General features: G+C 71.3%; 12 protein-coding genes and 1 pseudogene. 12 read left to right on the top strand and 1 reads right to left on the bottom strand.

The features are described 5' to 3' along the window. The first annotated feature begins 180 nt into the window (after positions 1 to 180). From ACLIN4_RS06375 to rpsD, 3 genes are all read left to right on the top strand, one after another. A complete protein-coding gene (locus tag ACLIN4_RS06375; protein ID WP_107477183.1) occupies positions 181 to 843 on the top strand; it encodes a vitamin K epoxide reductase family protein in 663 nt (220 codons plus the stop codon). Positions 844 to 909: 66 nt separating this feature from the next. Next, positions 910 to 2,265 (top strand): replication-associated recombination protein A, encoded by a 1,356-nt coding sequence (locus tag ACLIN4_RS06370; RefSeq protein ID WP_107477182.1) that lies wholly within the window; start codon positions 910 to 912, stop codon positions 2,263 to 2,265. Positions 2,266 to 2,559: 294 nt separating this feature from the next. Continuing rightward, positions 2,560 to 3,174, top strand: a complete 615-nt coding sequence (rpsD, locus tag ACLIN4_RS06365; RefSeq protein WP_030185023.1) for a 30S ribosomal protein S4 — start codon at positions 2,560 to 2,562, stop codon at positions 3,172 to 3,174. Between the two features lie 32 nt (positions 3,175 to 3,206). Here the strand turns inward: rpsD and ACLIN4_RS06360 are convergent, their stop codons facing one another. After that, the gene (locus ACLIN4_RS06360) at positions 3,207 to 5,393 is read right to left on the bottom strand and encodes an ATP-binding protein (RefSeq protein WP_289909174.1); all 2,187 of its coding nucleotides are present in this window, start codon (positions 5,391 to 5,393) and stop codon (positions 3,207 to 3,209) included. Positions 5,394 to 5,567: 174 nt separating this feature from the next. Between ACLIN4_RS06360 and ACLIN4_RS06355 the strand changes: the two genes are divergently transcribed. The 9 genes and pseudogenes from ACLIN4_RS06355 to aroB all read left to right on the top strand — a co-directional run bounded on the left by ACLIN4_RS06355 (position 5,568) and on the right by aroB (position 15,198). Then, positions 5,568 to 6,011 carry a DUF948 domain-containing protein gene (locus ACLIN4_RS06355; RefSeq protein ID WP_179342368.1) on the top strand — a complete coding sequence of 148 codons (444 nt, stop codon included), beginning with the start codon at positions 5,568 to 5,570 and terminating at the stop codon, positions 6,009 to 6,011. Positions 6,012 to 6,018: 7 nt separating this feature from the next. Then, positions 6,019 to 6,393: a hypothetical protein gene (locus tag ACLIN4_RS06350; protein WP_107477180.1), complete on the top strand. Its 375-nt coding sequence runs from the start codon at positions 6,019 to 6,021 to the stop codon at positions 6,391 to 6,393. Beyond that, positions 6,393 to 9,065, top strand: a complete 2,673-nt coding sequence (gene alaS / locus ACLIN4_RS06345) for an alanine--tRNA ligase (protein WP_100047584.1) — start codon at positions 6,393 to 6,395, stop codon at positions 9,063 to 9,065. The genes ACLIN4_RS06350 and alaS overlap by 1 nt, the downstream gene beginning before the upstream one ends. Further along, a complete protein-coding gene (gene ruvX, locus ACLIN4_RS06340) occupies positions 9,062 to 9,556 on the top strand; it encodes a Holliday junction resolvase RuvX (protein ID WP_411575566.1) in 495 nt (164 codons plus the stop codon). The genes alaS and ruvX overlap by 4 nt, the downstream gene beginning before the upstream one ends. A gap of 129 nt (positions 9,557 to 9,685) precedes the next feature. Next, on the top strand, positions 9,686 to 11,410 hold the full coding sequence (mltG, locus tag ACLIN4_RS06335) for an endolytic transglycosylase MltG (protein ID WP_411575565.1): 1,725 nt from the start codon (positions 9,686 to 9,688) through the stop codon (positions 11,408 to 11,410). Further along, a pseudogene (locus ACLIN4_RS06330) lies at positions 11,391 to 12,226 on the top strand (shikimate dehydrogenase). Before mltG ends, ACLIN4_RS06330 begins: the two are co-directional and overlap by 20 nt. Positions 12,227 to 12,413: 187 nt before the next feature. Beyond that, entirely contained in the window at positions 12,414 to 13,598 is a 1,185-nt protein-coding gene (aroC, locus tag ACLIN4_RS06325; protein WP_100047588.1) for a chorismate synthase, read from the top strand. Next, entirely contained in the window at positions 13,595 to 14,110 is a 516-nt protein-coding gene (locus ACLIN4_RS06320; protein WP_289909170.1) for a shikimate kinase, read from the top strand. Before aroC ends, ACLIN4_RS06320 begins: the two co-directional genes overlap by 4 nt. Continuing rightward, entirely contained in the window at positions 14,107 to 15,198 is a 1,092-nt protein-coding gene (gene aroB / locus ACLIN4_RS06315) for a 3-dehydroquinate synthase (protein ID WP_411575564.1), read from the top strand. The genes ACLIN4_RS06320 and aroB overlap by 4 nt, the downstream gene beginning before the upstream one ends. Positions 15,199 to 15,218: the final 20 nt, after the last annotated feature.

Here is a 15,218-nt window from a genome sequence, read left to right as displayed (position 1 = left end):
CTCGGGGGTGCGCGCGTTCGCTCGCGCGTGCCCCCGGGGAACGGGAATCGGCCGGAAGGCAACTCTCCGGTGCGATCACCGGTGCGTTCTTATGTTCATCGAACGGTTGCCACACAGGACGGTGCGGCACAATGGCCCTGCCCGAAGCAGGTCCGACTCTCGAGTGACGGAATCGGCGTGATGAGCAAGACGACAGTGAAGGACGTCTCCACCGTGGCGGAGCCCGCGCCGGACCCCAGCACCCGCACCCCGCGCACCGAGGGCGGCAGTCGCGCTCTCGCGCTGCTGCTGGTGATCACGGGCGCGGCCGGTCTGCTCGCCGCCTGGGTCATCACGATCGACAAGCAGAAGATCCTCGAGGCCAAGGTCGCCGGCACCACGTTCACGCCCGGCTGCAGCCTCAACCCGGTCGTCTCCTGCGGCAACATCATGGAGAGCGACCAGGCATCCGTCTTCGGCTTCCCCAACCCGATGCTCGGCCTCGTCGCCTACGGCATGGTCATCTGCGTCGGCATGAGCCTGCTCGGCCGCGCCCGCTTCCCGCGCTGGTACTGGCTCACCTTCAACGCCGGCACCCTCTTCGGTGTGGGCTTCTGCACATGGCTGCAGTTCCAGTCCCTGTACCGGATCAACTCGCTGTGCCTGTGGTGCTGCCTGGCCTGGGTCGCGACCATCATCATGTTCTGGTACGTGACGTCCTTCAACGTCCGCAAGGGCTTCCTGCCCGCGCCGGGCTGGCTCAAGAGCTTCTTCGGCGAGTTCACCTGGGTCCTGCCGGTGCTGCACATCGGCATCATCGGCATGATGGTCCTGACCCGCTGGTGGGACTTCTGGATCAGCTGACCGCTCCGGTGAGCCGGGTCCACCGGGCGCGTCGGGTTGTCAGTGCGGTGATTTAGGGTTCAGAACGTGGAGCCCGACCTGTTCACCGCCGCAGCAGAAGAACGCCAGGAGAAGGACCCGACCGGCAGCCCCCTCGCCGTGCGGATGCGTCCGCGCACCCTCGACGAGGTCGTCGGTCAGCAGCACCTGCTCAAGCCGGGGTCCCCCCTGCGCCGACTGGTGGGCGAGGGCGGCTCCGGCCCCGCCGGGCCCTCCTCGGTCATCCTCTGGGGGCCGCCCGGCACCGGCAAGACCACGCTGGCGTACGTCGTCTCCAAGGCCACCAACAAGCGCTTCGTGGAGCTGTCGGCGATCACCGCGGGCGTCAAGGAGGTCCGCGCGGTCATCGACGGCGCCCGCCGCGCGGTCGGCGGGTACGGCAAGGAGACCGTCCTCTTCCTCGACGAGATCCACCGCTTCAGCAAGGCCCAGCAGGACAGCCTCCTCCCGGCCGTGGAGAACCGCTGGGTCACCCTCATCGCCGCCACCACGGAGAACCCGTACTTCTCGGTCATCTCCCCGCTGCTCTCCCGCTCCCTCCTCCTCACGCTCGAACCGCTCACCGACGACGACGTCCGCGGCCTTCTCCGCCGCGCCCTCACCGACGAGCGGGGCCTGGGGGAAGCCGTCACGCTCCCCGAGGACACCGAGGACCACCTGCTGCGCATCGCCGGCGGCGACGCCCGCCGCGCGCTGACCGCGCTGGAGGCCGCCGCCGGGGCCGCGCTCGACAAGGGCGAGGCCGAGGTCACCCTGGCGACGCTGGAGGAGACGGTCGACCGGGCCGCGGTGAAGTACGACCGCGACGGCGACCAGCACTACGACGTCGCCAGCGCCCTGATCAAGTCCATCCGCGGCTCCGACGTGGACGCCGCCCTGCACTACCTGGCCCGGATGATCGAGGCCGGCGAGGACCCCCGGTTCATCGCCCGCCGCCTGATGATCTCCGCCAGCGAGGACATCGGCCTCGCCGACCCGAACGCCCTGCCGATCGCCGTCGCCGCCGCCCAGGCCGTCGCCATGATCGGCTTCCCCGAGGCCGCCCTCACCCTCAGCCACGCCACCATCGCCCTGGCCCTCGCCCCCAAGTCCAACGCCGCGACCACGGCCATCGGCGCCGCCCTGGACGACGTGCGCAAGGGGCACACGGGGCCGGTCCCGGCTCACCTGCGCGACAGCCACTACAAGGGCGCCGGAAAGCTCGGACACGGGCAGGGGTACGTGTACCCGCACGACCTGCCGGAGGGCATCGCCGCCCAGCAGTACGCCCCGGACGAGCTGAAGGACCGCACCTACTACACACCGACCCGGCACGGCGCCGAGGCCAGATACGCGGACGCGGTGGAGTGGACCCGCGGGCACCTCGGTCGCAAGCGGTCCTGAGCAGCCTGTAGACTCGGTCGGAGTGCCGAGTCCCGTGCAGTCAGAACGGGACAACCGGCCGGAGCCCCTCGGGGTTCCAGGAGCGTCGCGCACCGTCGATGGTGTCGCGGGCAGCCCACCACCACCCGGAGCTCCGGGAGAGGTCGGTGGGCCACTCGCGTGCTGCACGTATGTGCCCAGACCAGGGGAGCGGCTGCCCGGCGGGTCCCACGCGGACCAGGCGGGTTTCCCCGGCTGCGGATTGCGACCTCCCACAACCCTGACAAGCCGGAAACCAGGAAAGAGACACAGACAGTGGCGAACCAGTCCCGCCCCAAGGTCAAGAAGTCGCGTGCCCTCGGCATCGCGCTGACGCCGAAGGCCGTCAAGTACTTCGAGGCCCGCCCCTACCCGCCGGGTGAGCACGGCCGCGGCCGCAAGCAGAACTCGGACTACAAGGTCCGTCTGCTCGAGAAGCAGCGTCTGCGCGCGCAGTACGACCTCAGCGAGCGCCAGCTCGTCCGCGCCTACGAGCGTGCCTCCAAGACCAACATGAAGACCGGCGAGGCCCTGGTCATCGAGCTCGAGCGCCGTCTCGACGCGCTGGTCCTGCGTTCGGGCATCGCCCGCACGATCTACCAGGCCCGCCAGATGGTCGTCCACGGCCACATCCAGGTCAACGGCCAGAAGGTCGACAAGCCGTCCTTCCGCGTCCGCCCGGACGACGTCGTGCAGGTGCGCGAGCGCTCCAAGGAGAAGACGCTCTTCACGATCGCCCGTGAGGGTGGCTTCGCCCCCGACGGCGAGACCCCGCGCTACCTCCAGGTGAACCTCAAGGCCCTGGCGTTCCGCCTGGACCGTGAGCCGAACCGCAAGGAGATCCCGGTGATCTGCGACGAGCAGCTCGTCGTCGAGTACTACGCCCGCTGATACCGGCCCCGGCGCAGTACACCCGCGGTACCTCAGCCCGCCGTCTCCCCGCCCTTCCGGGTGGGTGAGGCGGCGGGCTTCGCCGTCCGCGCCCCCGCCGTGGCACGCCGCCCGGCTCCGCGCGGCAGGGGCAGCGTGGCCGGCGGGCCGGGCCGCCGCAGCGCCCGCGTCATCACCTCCCGGCGGCCGAGCAGCGCACCGTGCCGCACGAACTCCTCGTAGCGCTCGTCGCCCAACTGCTCGCGCGCGGCCGCCTCGCACAGCTCGTGCGGCATGTTGTAGTGCGCCGAGCCGAACAGCCGCAGACCCACCGATGGCCACATCCGCCCCGCGGCGCCCTGCAGCACCGCCGCCTCCGCCGCGTCGCCCTCCGCCACCGTGACCAGGGCAAGCAGCTCAACGGCCAGCACCGAGCCCAGCTGGTCCCGGAAGCGGTGCGCACCGCGCAGACAGTCGGCGAGCAGCTCGCGCGCCCGCCGCGGCTCGCCGTCGCTCCAGGCCGCGTAGGCCAGCACGTACAGGGCGTACCCCCGGGCCCAGCGCTCGCCGTGGTCCTCGCACACCTGGCGTACGTCCTCGCACAGGCGCACCGCGTCCGGCAGGTCGCCCTGGAACGCCCGGGCCATCGCCAGCTCCACCTGACCCATCAGGACGTTGCTGTTGAGCTCACCGATCTCCCGGTAGCGGAGCAGCGCCGAGCGCAACAGCGTCTCCGCGCGCGGCATGTCGTCCGTGACCAGTGCCAGACAGCCGGTGCGGTGCTCCGCGTACGCCACCGCCGTCGGGTTGGCCGACCGCTCGGCCTCCTCCCGGCACTCCTGGAGCGCCGCCAGCGCCTGCACGGTGTCGCCCTGCAGGATCGCCACGTAGCCGAGCACCCACAGCGCCTTCAGCCGGGACTGCTCGCCCGCCGTCCCCTCCGCGTCCAGCCGCACCGCCTGCTCCAGCCACCGCCGCCCCTCCGACAGCCGTCCGCAGCCGACCCAGTGGAACCACAGGGCGCCGGCCAGGTACTGCCCCAGGTGCGCCTCGTCCGGCTCGGTCAGGGAGTGCTCCAGGGCGGCGCGCAGATTCGGCAGCTCCGCGTCCACGCGCGTGGCGACCTCCCGCTGGCGCGGCGAGAACCACTCCAGCTCGCACCAGGTCGCCAGGCCCAGGTACCAGTCCCGGTGCCGGCGCCGCAGCCGCGCCGTGTCCCCGGTCGCCTCCAGCCAGTCGGCGCCGTAGGCCCGGACCGTGTCGAGCATCCGGTAGCGCACCCCGGCCGGTGTCTCCTCGCGGGTCAGTACGGACTGGGCGAGCAGCGCGGACAGCACGTCCAGCACCTCTTCGGCGGGCAGTCCGTCGCCGCTGCACACGTACTCGGCCGCCTCGAGGTCGAACGAGCCCGCGAACACCGACAGCCGTGCCCACAGGAGCCGCTCCCCGGGCGTGCACAGCTCGTGACTCCAGCCGATCGCCGTGCGCAGCGCCCGGTGCCGCGGCAGCGCGGTGCGGTCGCCGCCGGTCAGCAGGCGGAACCGGTCGTCCAGCCGTTGCAGCATCTGCCGCGGGGAGAGGGCACCCAGCCGGCCCGCCGCCAGCTCGATCGCCAGCGGAATCCCGTCCAGGCGCCGGCACAGCTCGCGCATCTCCCCGTAGCCCTCGTCCGGGGAGGCGTCGTACCCGTGGCCCGCGTGCCGCTGCCCCGCGCGGACCGTCAGCAGCTCCACGGACTCCTCCGGACTCAGCGGTGCCAGCGGGACGACCCGTTCCCCCGCCACGGCCAGCGGCCTGCGGCCCACCGCCAGCACCCGCAGCCCGGGGGCGCGGCCCAGCAGGTCGGCCGCCAGCGAGGCGCACGCGTCCACCAGGTGCTCGACCCCGTCGAGGACCAGCAGCAGCTCCCGGTCGGCGAGGTGCGCGAGCAGCGTCTCGCGCGGCAGCCGGGTGGTGTGGTCGACCAGGCCCAGGGCCTCCACGACCGCGTAGTCGACGAACTCCTCGTCGCGCACCGGCGCCAGCTCCACGCGCCACACCCCGTCCCGGGGCGTGCACCGCGCGGCCGTCCGCACCGCCAGACGAGACTTCCCGACCCCGCCCGCCCCGGTCACCGTCACCAGCCGCTCCGACTCCAGCGTCCGGACCAGCTCCGCGAGTTCCGCGGCTCTGCCCACGAAGGTGTCCAGTTCCAGCGGGAGGTTGCCGTGCGGGATGCGGTCGCGCCGAAGGTCTCGCATGAAACACGGAGCGTACTGAACCGTATTCACTCCGTACAATCGCTTCGCCCGACTCCGTCGTACTCCACGGGAACGCGGACGCGAATCCGGTACGGAGCCCCGCGCCCGGCGCGATAGGCTCGGTGCACGACTTTTTTGATGTTCAGGCACGTCTTTCAGGGAGCGGGTGCGACAGTGTCCGGTGGCGAGGTGGCCGGAATCCTGGTGGCCGTCTTCTGGGCGATCCTGGTCTCCTTCCTCGCCGTGGCACTGGCGAGGCTGGCCCAGACGCTCAGGGCGACCACCAAGCTGGTGGCGGACGTGACCGACCAGGCCGTCCCGCTGCTGGCCGACGCCTCGTCGGCGGTGCGTTCCGCGCAGACCCAGATCGACCGCGTCGACGCCATCGCCTCCGACGTCCAGGAGGTCACGTCCAACGCCTCCGCGCTGTCCACCACCGTGGCCTCCACCTTCGGTGGCCCGCTGGTCAAGGTCGCCGCGTTCGGGTACGGCGTGCGCCGGGCACTCGGCGGTCGCAAGGAGGACGTGCCCGCGGGCGCGGCCAAGCAGCCGCGGCGCACCGTGATCGTCGGCCGTACGATCCCGGCCGCGCGGCGGACGAAGCGGAAGAAGGACTGATCCAGCGATGTTCCGCCGTACGTTCTGGTTCGGCACCGGCGTCGCCGCCGGTGTGTGGGCCACCACCAAGGTCAACCGGAAGCTCAAGCAGCTGACCCCGGAGAGCCTCGCCGCGACCGCGGCCAACAAGGCGCTGGACGCGGGCACCCGGCTCAAGGACCGCGCGGTGGGCTTCGCCCTCGACGTCCGCGAGAACATGGCCCAGCGGGAGGCCGAACTGGACGACGCGCTCGGGCTGAACGCCCCCGTCGACCGCGACGAACTCCCCGCACTGCGGCACCACGCCGCCATCGAGAACCACAACACCGAACACCGCAGCAACCCGAAGTCCGTCGTCGACGTCAGGACGACGTACTCGTACAACCGGAATGAGGACCACTGATGGAGTCGGCCGAGATTCGTCGCCGCTGGTTGAGCTTCTTCGAGGAGCGCGGGCACACCGTCGTCCCTTCGGCGTCGCTCATCGCGGACGACCCGACTCTGCTGCTGGTCCCGGCCGGCATGGTGCCGTTCAAGCCCTACTTCCTGGGTGAGGTCAAGCCGCCCTTCGACCGCGCCACCAGCGTGCAGAAGTGCGTGCGCACGCCGGACATCGAAGAGGTCGGCAAGACTACGCGCCACGGCACGTTCTTCCAGATGTGCGGCAACTTCTCCTTCGGCGACTACTTCAAGGAAGGCGCCATCAAGCTCGCCTGGGAGCTGCTCACCAGCCCCCAGGACAAGGGCGGTTACGGCCTCGACCCCGAGCGCCTGTGGATCACCGTCTACAAGGACGACGACGAGGCCGAGCGCATCTGGCACGACGTCGTGGGTGTCCCGTCCGAGCGCATCCAGCGGCTCGGCAAGAAGGACAACTACTGGTCCATGGGCGTCCCCGGCCCCTGCGGCCCCTGCTCCGAGATCAACTACGACCGCGGCCCCGAGTTCGGCGCCGAGGGCGGCCCCGCCGTCAACGACGAGCGGTACGTGGAGATCTGGAACCTCGTCTTCATGCAGTACGAGCGGGGCGAGGGCATCGGCAAGGAGGAGTTCGAGATCCTCGGCGAGCTGCCGAGCAAGAACATCGACACCGGGCTCGGCCTGGAGCGGCTCGCCATGATTCTGCAGGGCGTGCAGAACATGTACGAGATCGACACCTCCATGGCCGTGATCAAGAAGGCCACCGAGCTGACCGGCGTGGCCTACGGCGACGCCCAGGCCTCGGACGTCTCCCTGCGCGTGGTCACCGACCACATGCGCACCTCCGTGATGCTCATCGGTGACGGCGTCACCCCGGGCAACGAGGGCCGCGGCTACGTGCTGCGCCGCATCATGCGCCGCGCCATCCGCAACATGCGCCTGCTCGGCGCCACCGGTCCGGTCGTCAAGGACCTGATCGACGTCGTGATCGGCATGATGGGGCAGCAGTACCCCGAGCTGATCACCGACCGCGAGCGGATCGAGAAGGTCGCCCTCGCCGAGGAGAACGCCTTCCTCAAGACGCTGAAGGCCGGCACCAACATCCTCGACACCGCCGTGAGCGACACCAAGGCCGCCGGCGGCAGCGTCCTCTCCGGCGACAAGGCGTTCCTGCTCCACGACACCTGGGGCTTCCCGATCGACCTCACCCTGGAGATGGCCGCCGAGCAGGGGCTCTCCGTGGACGAGGACGGCTTCCGCCGCCTGATGAAGGAGCAGCGGGAGCGCGCCAAGGCCGACGCCCAGGCCAAGAAGACCGGTCACGCCGGCGCCGGCGCGTACCGCGAGATCGCCGACCAGGCCGGTGCCACCGACTTCGTCGGCTACACGGACACCGAGAGCGAGTCCACGATCGTCGGCATCCTCGTCGACGGCGTCTCCTCGCCGGCCGCCACCGAGGGCGACGAGGTCGAGATCGTCCTCGACCGCACCCCGTTCTACGCCGAGGGCGGCGGCCAGATCGGCGACACCGGCCGGATCAAGGTCGACACCGGCGCCGTCATCGAGGTCCGCGACTGCCAGAAGCCCGTCCCGGGGGTGTACGTCCACAAGGGCGTCGTCCAGGTCGGCGAGATCACCGTCGGCGCCAAGGCCCACGCCGCCATCGACGACCGGCGCCGCAAGGCCATCGCCCGCGCCCACTCGGCCACCCACCTCACCCACCAGGCCCTGCGCGACGCCCTCGGCCCGACGGCCGCCCAGGCCGGTTCCGAGAACCAGCCCGGCCGCTTCCGCTTCGACTTCGGTTCGCCGTCCGCCGTGCCGACGGCCGTGATGACCGACGTCGAGCAGAAGATCAACGAGGTGCTCGCCCGCGACCTCGACGTGCGTGCCGACGTCATGGGCATCGACGAGGCCAAGAAGCAGGGCGCCATCGCCGAGTTCGGCGAGAAGTACGGCGAGCGCGTGCGCGTCGTGACCATCGGCGACTTCTCCAAGGAGCTGTGCGGCGGCACCCACGTGCACAACACCGCCCAGCTGGGTCTGGTCAAGCTGCTCGGCGAGTCCTCCATCGGCTCGGGCGTCCGTCGTATCGAGGCCCTGGTCGGCGTGGACGCCTACAACTTCCTCGCCCGCGAGCACACGGTCGTCGCCCAGCTCCAGGAGCTGATCAAGGGCCGCCCGGAGGAGCTCCCGGAGAAGGTCTCCGCCATGCTCGGCAAGCTGAAGGATGCCGAGAAGGAGATCGAGAAGTTCCGCGCCGAGAAGGTCCTCCAGGCCGCCGGCTCGCTCGCCGACTCCGCCAAGGACGTACGCGGCGTCGCCCTGGTCACGGGCCAGGTCCCGGACGGCACCACCGCCGACGACCTGCGCAAGCTGGTCCTCGACGTGCGCGGCCGCATCCAGGGCGGACGGGCCGCCGTGGTCGCCCTGTTCACCACCGTCAACGGCAAGCCCCTGACGGTCATCGCCACCAACGACGCCGCCCGCGAGCGTGGTCTCAAGGCCGGTGACCTGGTGCGAGCCGCCGCCAAGACCCTCGGCGGCGGCGGTGGCGGCAAGCCGGACGTCGCCCAGGGCGGCGGCCAGAACCCGGCCGCCATCGGTGACGCCGTGGACGCCGTCGAGCGCCTCGTGGCGGACACCGCCAAGTGAGCGCCGACCAGCGGGACACCCCGGCGCTGCGCCGGGGCCGCCGCCTCGCCGTCGACGTCGGGGACGCACGCATCGGGGTCGCTTCGTGCGATCCCGACGGGATCCTCGCCACCCCGGTGGAGACGGTCCCCGGCCGGGACGTCCCGGCGGCGCACCGCCGTCTGAGGCAGCTCGTCGAGGAGTACGAGCCGATCGAGGTCGTCGTCGGCCTCCCTCGCTCCCTCAAGGGGGGCGAGGGCCCGGCGGCGGTCAAGGTCCGTGGTTTCGCGCAGGAACTGGCGAGGGGCATCGCGCCCGTCCCGGTGCGTCTCGTCGACGAGCGGATGACGACGGTGACCGCGAGTCAGGGACTGCGTGCCTCCGGAGTGAAGTCCAAGAAGGGCCGGTCCGTCATCGACCAGGCCGCGGCGGTGATCATCCTCCAGCAGGCGCTGGAATCCGAACGGGTGTCAGGCAAGCCACCCGGCGAGGGCGTCGAAGTGGTCATCTGATCGCGATACGGTAACGTTCCGCGCGATGCGGAGGCATTCGAACAGCCACCGCACAGCAAGAGGCGGAACGGAAGCCGGCCCCCCATGACAGGCCGCGCGTATCGCCCGTCTCGCGGCTCTAGGGGATCGATGACTGAGTATGGCCGGGGCCAAGGCTCCGAACCGTGGCATCCGGAGGACCCGTTGTACGGGGACGGCGGATGGGGCGGGCAGCAGACCCACACGGGTCAGCAGCCCCCCTACGGCGGCCAGCCGCAGCAGTATCCGGAGCAGCCGCAGTCGCAGCAGCAGTACGGCGACTGGGGCGACGGCGGCCCGGCCGCGTACGGTCACCAGTCGCAGTACGACCAGTACGGGCAGCAGCACCCCGAGCCGCAGTACGACCAGTACGGCAGGCCCCAGTACGACCAGCAGCAGTACGACCAGCAGTACGGCGGCCAGCCGCAGCCCCAGCACCAGCAGGGCTACGACAACGGCGGCTGGGGCTCCGGCGCCGATCCCCAGGCGCAGTACCCCGCCGACCCGTCGGACCCCTACGGCCGGCAGGCCGCCTACGGCACGGACCAGCCGGACTACTACGGCACCCCGGAGGCATACCCGCCGCCGGAACCTCCCACGCGCCGGCGCGCCGAGCCCGAACCGCAGCGCACCGACTGGGACCCGGGCCCCGATGAGGGCGAACACGCCTTCTTCGCGGGCGGGGGCCCTGAGGGCGACGATGAGGCCGCCGACGAAGGCCGGGGCGAGCGCAGGCCCCGGGGCGGAAAGCCCAAGAAGCGACGCAACGGATGCGCGTGCCTGGTGGTCTGCCTGGTGCTGGGCGGCGGCGTCGCGGGCATCGGGTACTTCGGCTACCAGTTCTACCAGGAACGTTTCGGCGCGGCCCCGAACTACGCGGGCGACGGCAACGGCGAGCAGGTCACCGTCACCATCCCCAAGGGCGCCGGCGGCTCGACGATCGGCCAGGAACTCAAACGCCAGGGCGTGGTGAAGAGCGTCGACGCCTTCATCGCCGCCCAGCAGAGCAACCCCCGCGGCAAGAGCATCCAGGACGGCGTGTACACGCTGCAGAAGGAGATGTCGGCCGAGAGCGCCGTCGAACTCCTGCTCAACCCCAAGAGCCGCAGCAACCTGATCGTCGCCGAGGGCAGGCGCAACGTCGACGTCTACAAGTCGATCGACAAGCAGCTCGGCGTGGACGAGGGCACCACCGCCAAGGTCGCCGAGACCGAGTGGAAGAACCTCGGTCTGCCCGAGTGGGCGATGAACCACAAGGACGTGAAGGACCCGCTGGAAGGGTTCCTCTACCCGTCGAGCTACTCGGCGGCCAAGGGCCAGAAGCCCGAGGACGTTTTGAAGCAGATGGTGGCGCGGGCCAACGAGCAGTACGAGGAGATCGGGCTCGAGGAGAAGGCGGAGGGCCTGGGCCTCAAGAGCCCCTGGGAGCTGCTCACCGTGGCGAGCCTCGTGCAGGCCGAGGGCAAGACCCACGAGGACTTCCGCAAGATGTCCGAGGTCATCTACAACCGCCTCAAGCCCACCAACACCGAGACCAACCAGGAGCTCCAGTTCGACTCGACCTTCAACTATCTGAAGGGCCAGAGCGAGATCCGTATCAGCGAGTCCGAGATCAACAGCAACCCGGACCCGTACAACACCTACACCAACAAGGGCCTGCCGCCCGGCCCCATCGGCAACCCCGGCGAAGAGGCGCTGAAGGCGGCGCTCTCCCCGACGAGCGACGGCTGGATGTACTTCGTGGCCACCGACGGCGTGAGCAAGACCGAGTTCGCCAAGACACACGACGACTTCCTGAAGCTGAAGGACAAGTTCGATGCCGTCTCCGGCAACTGACCGCCGCAGGGCCGCCGTCCTCGGCTCCCCGATCGCGCACTCGCTCTCCCGGTGCTGCACCGCGCCGCCTATGCGGAGCTGGGCCTGGAGGGCTGGACGTACGACCGCTTCGACATCGACGAGGCGGCGCTGCCGGGCTTCTTCGCCGAGCTCGGTCCCGAGTGGGCGGGGTTGTCGCTGACCATGCCGCTCAAGCGGGCGGTCATCCCGCTGCTCGACGAGATCAGCGAGACCGCCGCATCCGTGGACGCGGTGAACACCGTCGTCCTCACCGAAGACGGCCGCAAGACCGGCGACAACACGGACATCCCCGGCATGGTCGCCGCCCTGCGCGAGCACGGCATCGAGAAGACCGAGACCGCCGCGATCCTCGGCGCCGGCGCCACCGCCTCCTCCGCCCTGGCCGCCCTGGCCCGGATCTGCACCGGCGAGATCGCCGTCTACGTCCGCAGCGAGGCGCGCGCCGCCGAGATGCGGGGCTGGGCCGAGCGGCTGGACGCCGACGTGCGCATCGCCGACTGGGCGGACGCCGAGGAGGCGCTGCGCGCCCCGCTGGTCGTGGCCACCACCCCGGCCGGCACCACCGACGCCCTCGCCGCCGCCGTCCCGGAGATGCCCGCGACCCTCTTCGACGTGCTCTACGACCCCTGGCCCACCGCGCTCGCCGCCCGCTGGTCGGCGCACGGCGGCGCCGTCGTCGGCGGCCTCGACCTGCTGCTGCACCAGGCGGTGCTCCAGGTGGAGCAGATGACCGGCCGGTCGCCCGCCCCGCTGGCGGCGATGCGGGCCGCGGGGGAGCGAGCGCTGGCCGGCTGACCCGCCGTGCGGTGCTCCGGGCCCGCTCCCGCCCTGTCCGTCCAGCGGACCGATTCCGGTCCGTACCCGTGGACGTGGGAGGATCGGAGGTGGCGGGCCGGGGCCGCGCACCCGGTCGGGCCGTTGCCGTACGCGGTCAGGACGCGTACGCAAGGCATAACCGGGGCGCGAGCACTGAGGAGCACCGTTGAGCAGGTTGCGCTGGCTGACCGCGGGGGAGTCCCACGGTCCCGCACTCGTCGCGACGCTGGAGGGTCTGCCCGCCGGCGTGCCGATCACCACGGACATGGTGGCGGACCACCTGGCGAGGCGGCGGCTCGGCTATGGTCGCGGCGCGCGGATGAAGTTCGAGCGTGACGAGGTCACCTTCCTCGGCGGTGTCCGGCACGGGCTCACCCTCGGTTCCCCGGTCGCGGTCATGGTGGGCAACACCGAGTGGCCCAAGTGGGAGCAGGTCATGGCGGCCGACCCGGTCGACCCGGAGGTCCTGGCCGGTCTCGCCCGCAACGCGCCGCTGACCCGGCCGCGTCCCGGTCACGCGGACCTCGCGGGCATGCAGAAGTACGGCTTCGACGAGGCCCGGCCGATCCTGGAGCGCGCCTCCGCGCGGGAGACGGCCGCCCGGGTGGCGCTGGGGGCGGTGGCGCGGTCGTACCTCAAGGAGACGACCGGCGTCGAGATCGTCAGCCACGTGGTCGAACTGGCCTCGGCGAAGGCGCCCCAGGGCGTGTACCCGACGCCGGCCGACGTCGAGAAGCTGGACGCCGACCCCGTGCGCTGCCTGGACGCCGACGCCTCGAAGGCGATGGTCGCCGAGATCGACCAGGCCCACAAGGACGGCGACACCCTCGGCGGCGTCGTCGAGATCCTCGCCTACGGCGTGCCGGTGGGCCTCGGCTCGCACGTCCACTGGGACCGCAAGCTCGACGCACGGCTCGCGGGCGCCCTCATGGGGATCCAGGCGATCAAGGGCGTCGAGATCGGCGACGGCTTCGAGCTGGCCCGCGTGCCCGGTTCCCAGGCCCACGACGAGATCGTGAACACGCCCGAGGGCATCCGCCGGGTCTCCGGCCGTTCCGGCGGCACCGAGGGCGGCCTCACCACCGGTGAGCTGCTGCGGGTGCGTGCCGCGATGAAGCCGATCGCCACCGTCCCGCGCGCCCTGAAGACCGTGGACGTCACCACCGGCGAGGCCACACAGGCCCACCACCAGCGCTCCGACGTGTCCGCCGTGCCGGCCGCCGGCATCGTCGCCGAGGCGATGGTCGCGCTGGTCCTGGCGGACGCGGTGGCGGAGAAGTTCGGCGGCGACAGCGTGCCGGAGACCCGCCGCAACGTCGCTTCGTACCTCGACAGCCTGGCCATCCGATGAGCGCTCCCCTCATCGTGCTGGTCGGCCCGATGGGCGTCGGCAAGTCCACGGTCGGGCAGCTGCTGGCCGAGCGCCTGGGCGCCGGCTACCGGGACACGGACGCGGACATCGTCTCCGCGCAGGGCCGGGCCATCGCCGAGATCTTCGTGGACGAGGGCGAGGCCGCCTTCCGGGCACTGGAGAAGGAGGCCGTGCGGACCGCGCTCGCCGAGCACGACGGCGTCCTCGCCCTCGGCGGCGGCGCGATCCTGGACGCCGACACCCGCGCGCTCCTCGCCGGGCAGCGCGTCGTCTACCTCTCGATGGACGTCGAGGAGGCCGTCAAGCGCACCGGCCTGAACGCCGCGCGTCCGCTGCTCGCGGTCAACCCGCGCAAACAGTGGCGCGAGCTGATGGAGGCCCGTCGGCACCTCTACGAGGAGGTGGCGACGGTCGTCGTGGCCACCGACGGCCGCACGCCGGAAGAAGTCACCCGAGCCGCCCTGGACGCACTGGAGTTGAAAGAAGCATGAGCGAGGCAGTCACCCGGATCCAGATCGGCGGCACTGCGGGATCCGACCCCTACGAGGTCCTGGTGGGCCGTCAGCTCCTGGGCGAGCTCGGCGGCCTGATCGGCACCAAGGCCAAGCGGGTCGCGGTGATCCACCCCGAGGCCCTCGCCGAGACCGGTGACGCCCTGCGCGCCGACCTCGCCGAGCAGGGATACGAGGCGATCGCCATCCAGGTGCCCAACGCCGAGGAGGCCAAGACCGCCGAGGTCGCCGCCTACTGCTGGAAGGCGCTCGGCCAGTCCGGCTTCACCCGCACCGACGTCATCGTCGGTGTCGGCGGCGGCGCCAGCACCGACCTGGCCGGGTTCGTGGCCGCGACCTGGCTGCGCGGCGTGCGCTGGATCGCCGTCCCCACCACCGTGCTGGCCATGGTGGACGCGGCCGTCGGCGGCAAGACCGGCATCAACACCGCCGAGGGCAAGAACCTCGTCGGCTCCTTCCACCCGCCCGCCGGTGTCCTGTGCGACCTGGCCGCGCTGGACTCGCTGCCGGTCAACGACTACGTCTCGGGCCTCGCCGAGGTCATCAAGGCCGGCTTCATCGCCGACCCGGTGATCCTGGACCTGATCGAGTCCGACCCGCAGGCCGCGCGCACCCCGGCCGGATTGCACACCGCCGAGCTGATCGTGCGCTCCATCGAGGTCAAGGCTCAGGTCGTCTCCTCCGACCTGAAGGAGGCGGGCCTCAGGGAGATCCTCAACTACGGTCACACGCTCGGCCACGCCATCGAGAAGAACGAGCGCTACAAGTGGCGTCACGGCGCCGCCGTGGCGGTGGGCATGCACTTCGCCGCCGAGCTGGGCCGCCTCGCGGGCCGCCTGGACGACGCCACCGCCGACCGGCATCGCACCATCCTCGAAGCGGTCGGCCTGCCGCTGCACTACCGCTACGACCAGTGGCCCAAGCTCGTCGAGAACATGAAGGTCGACAAGAAGTCCCGCGGCGACCTGCTGCGCTTCATCGTCCTGGACGGCCTCGCCAAGCCCACCGTGCTGGAGGGACCCGACCCGGCCGTGCTCCTCGCCGCCTACGGCGAGGTGGGCGAGTAGTACCCCGGCGCACCTTCCGC

Origin of the sequence: Streptomyces mutabilis (genome assembly GCF_046628145.1) — a bacterium.
GTDB lineage: Bacteria > Actinomycetota > Actinomycetes > Streptomycetales > Streptomycetaceae > Streptomyces > Streptomyces mutabilis.
Note: the sequence above shows the minus strand (reverse complement) of the source record. Positions and strands in the feature narration are given on the sequence as shown.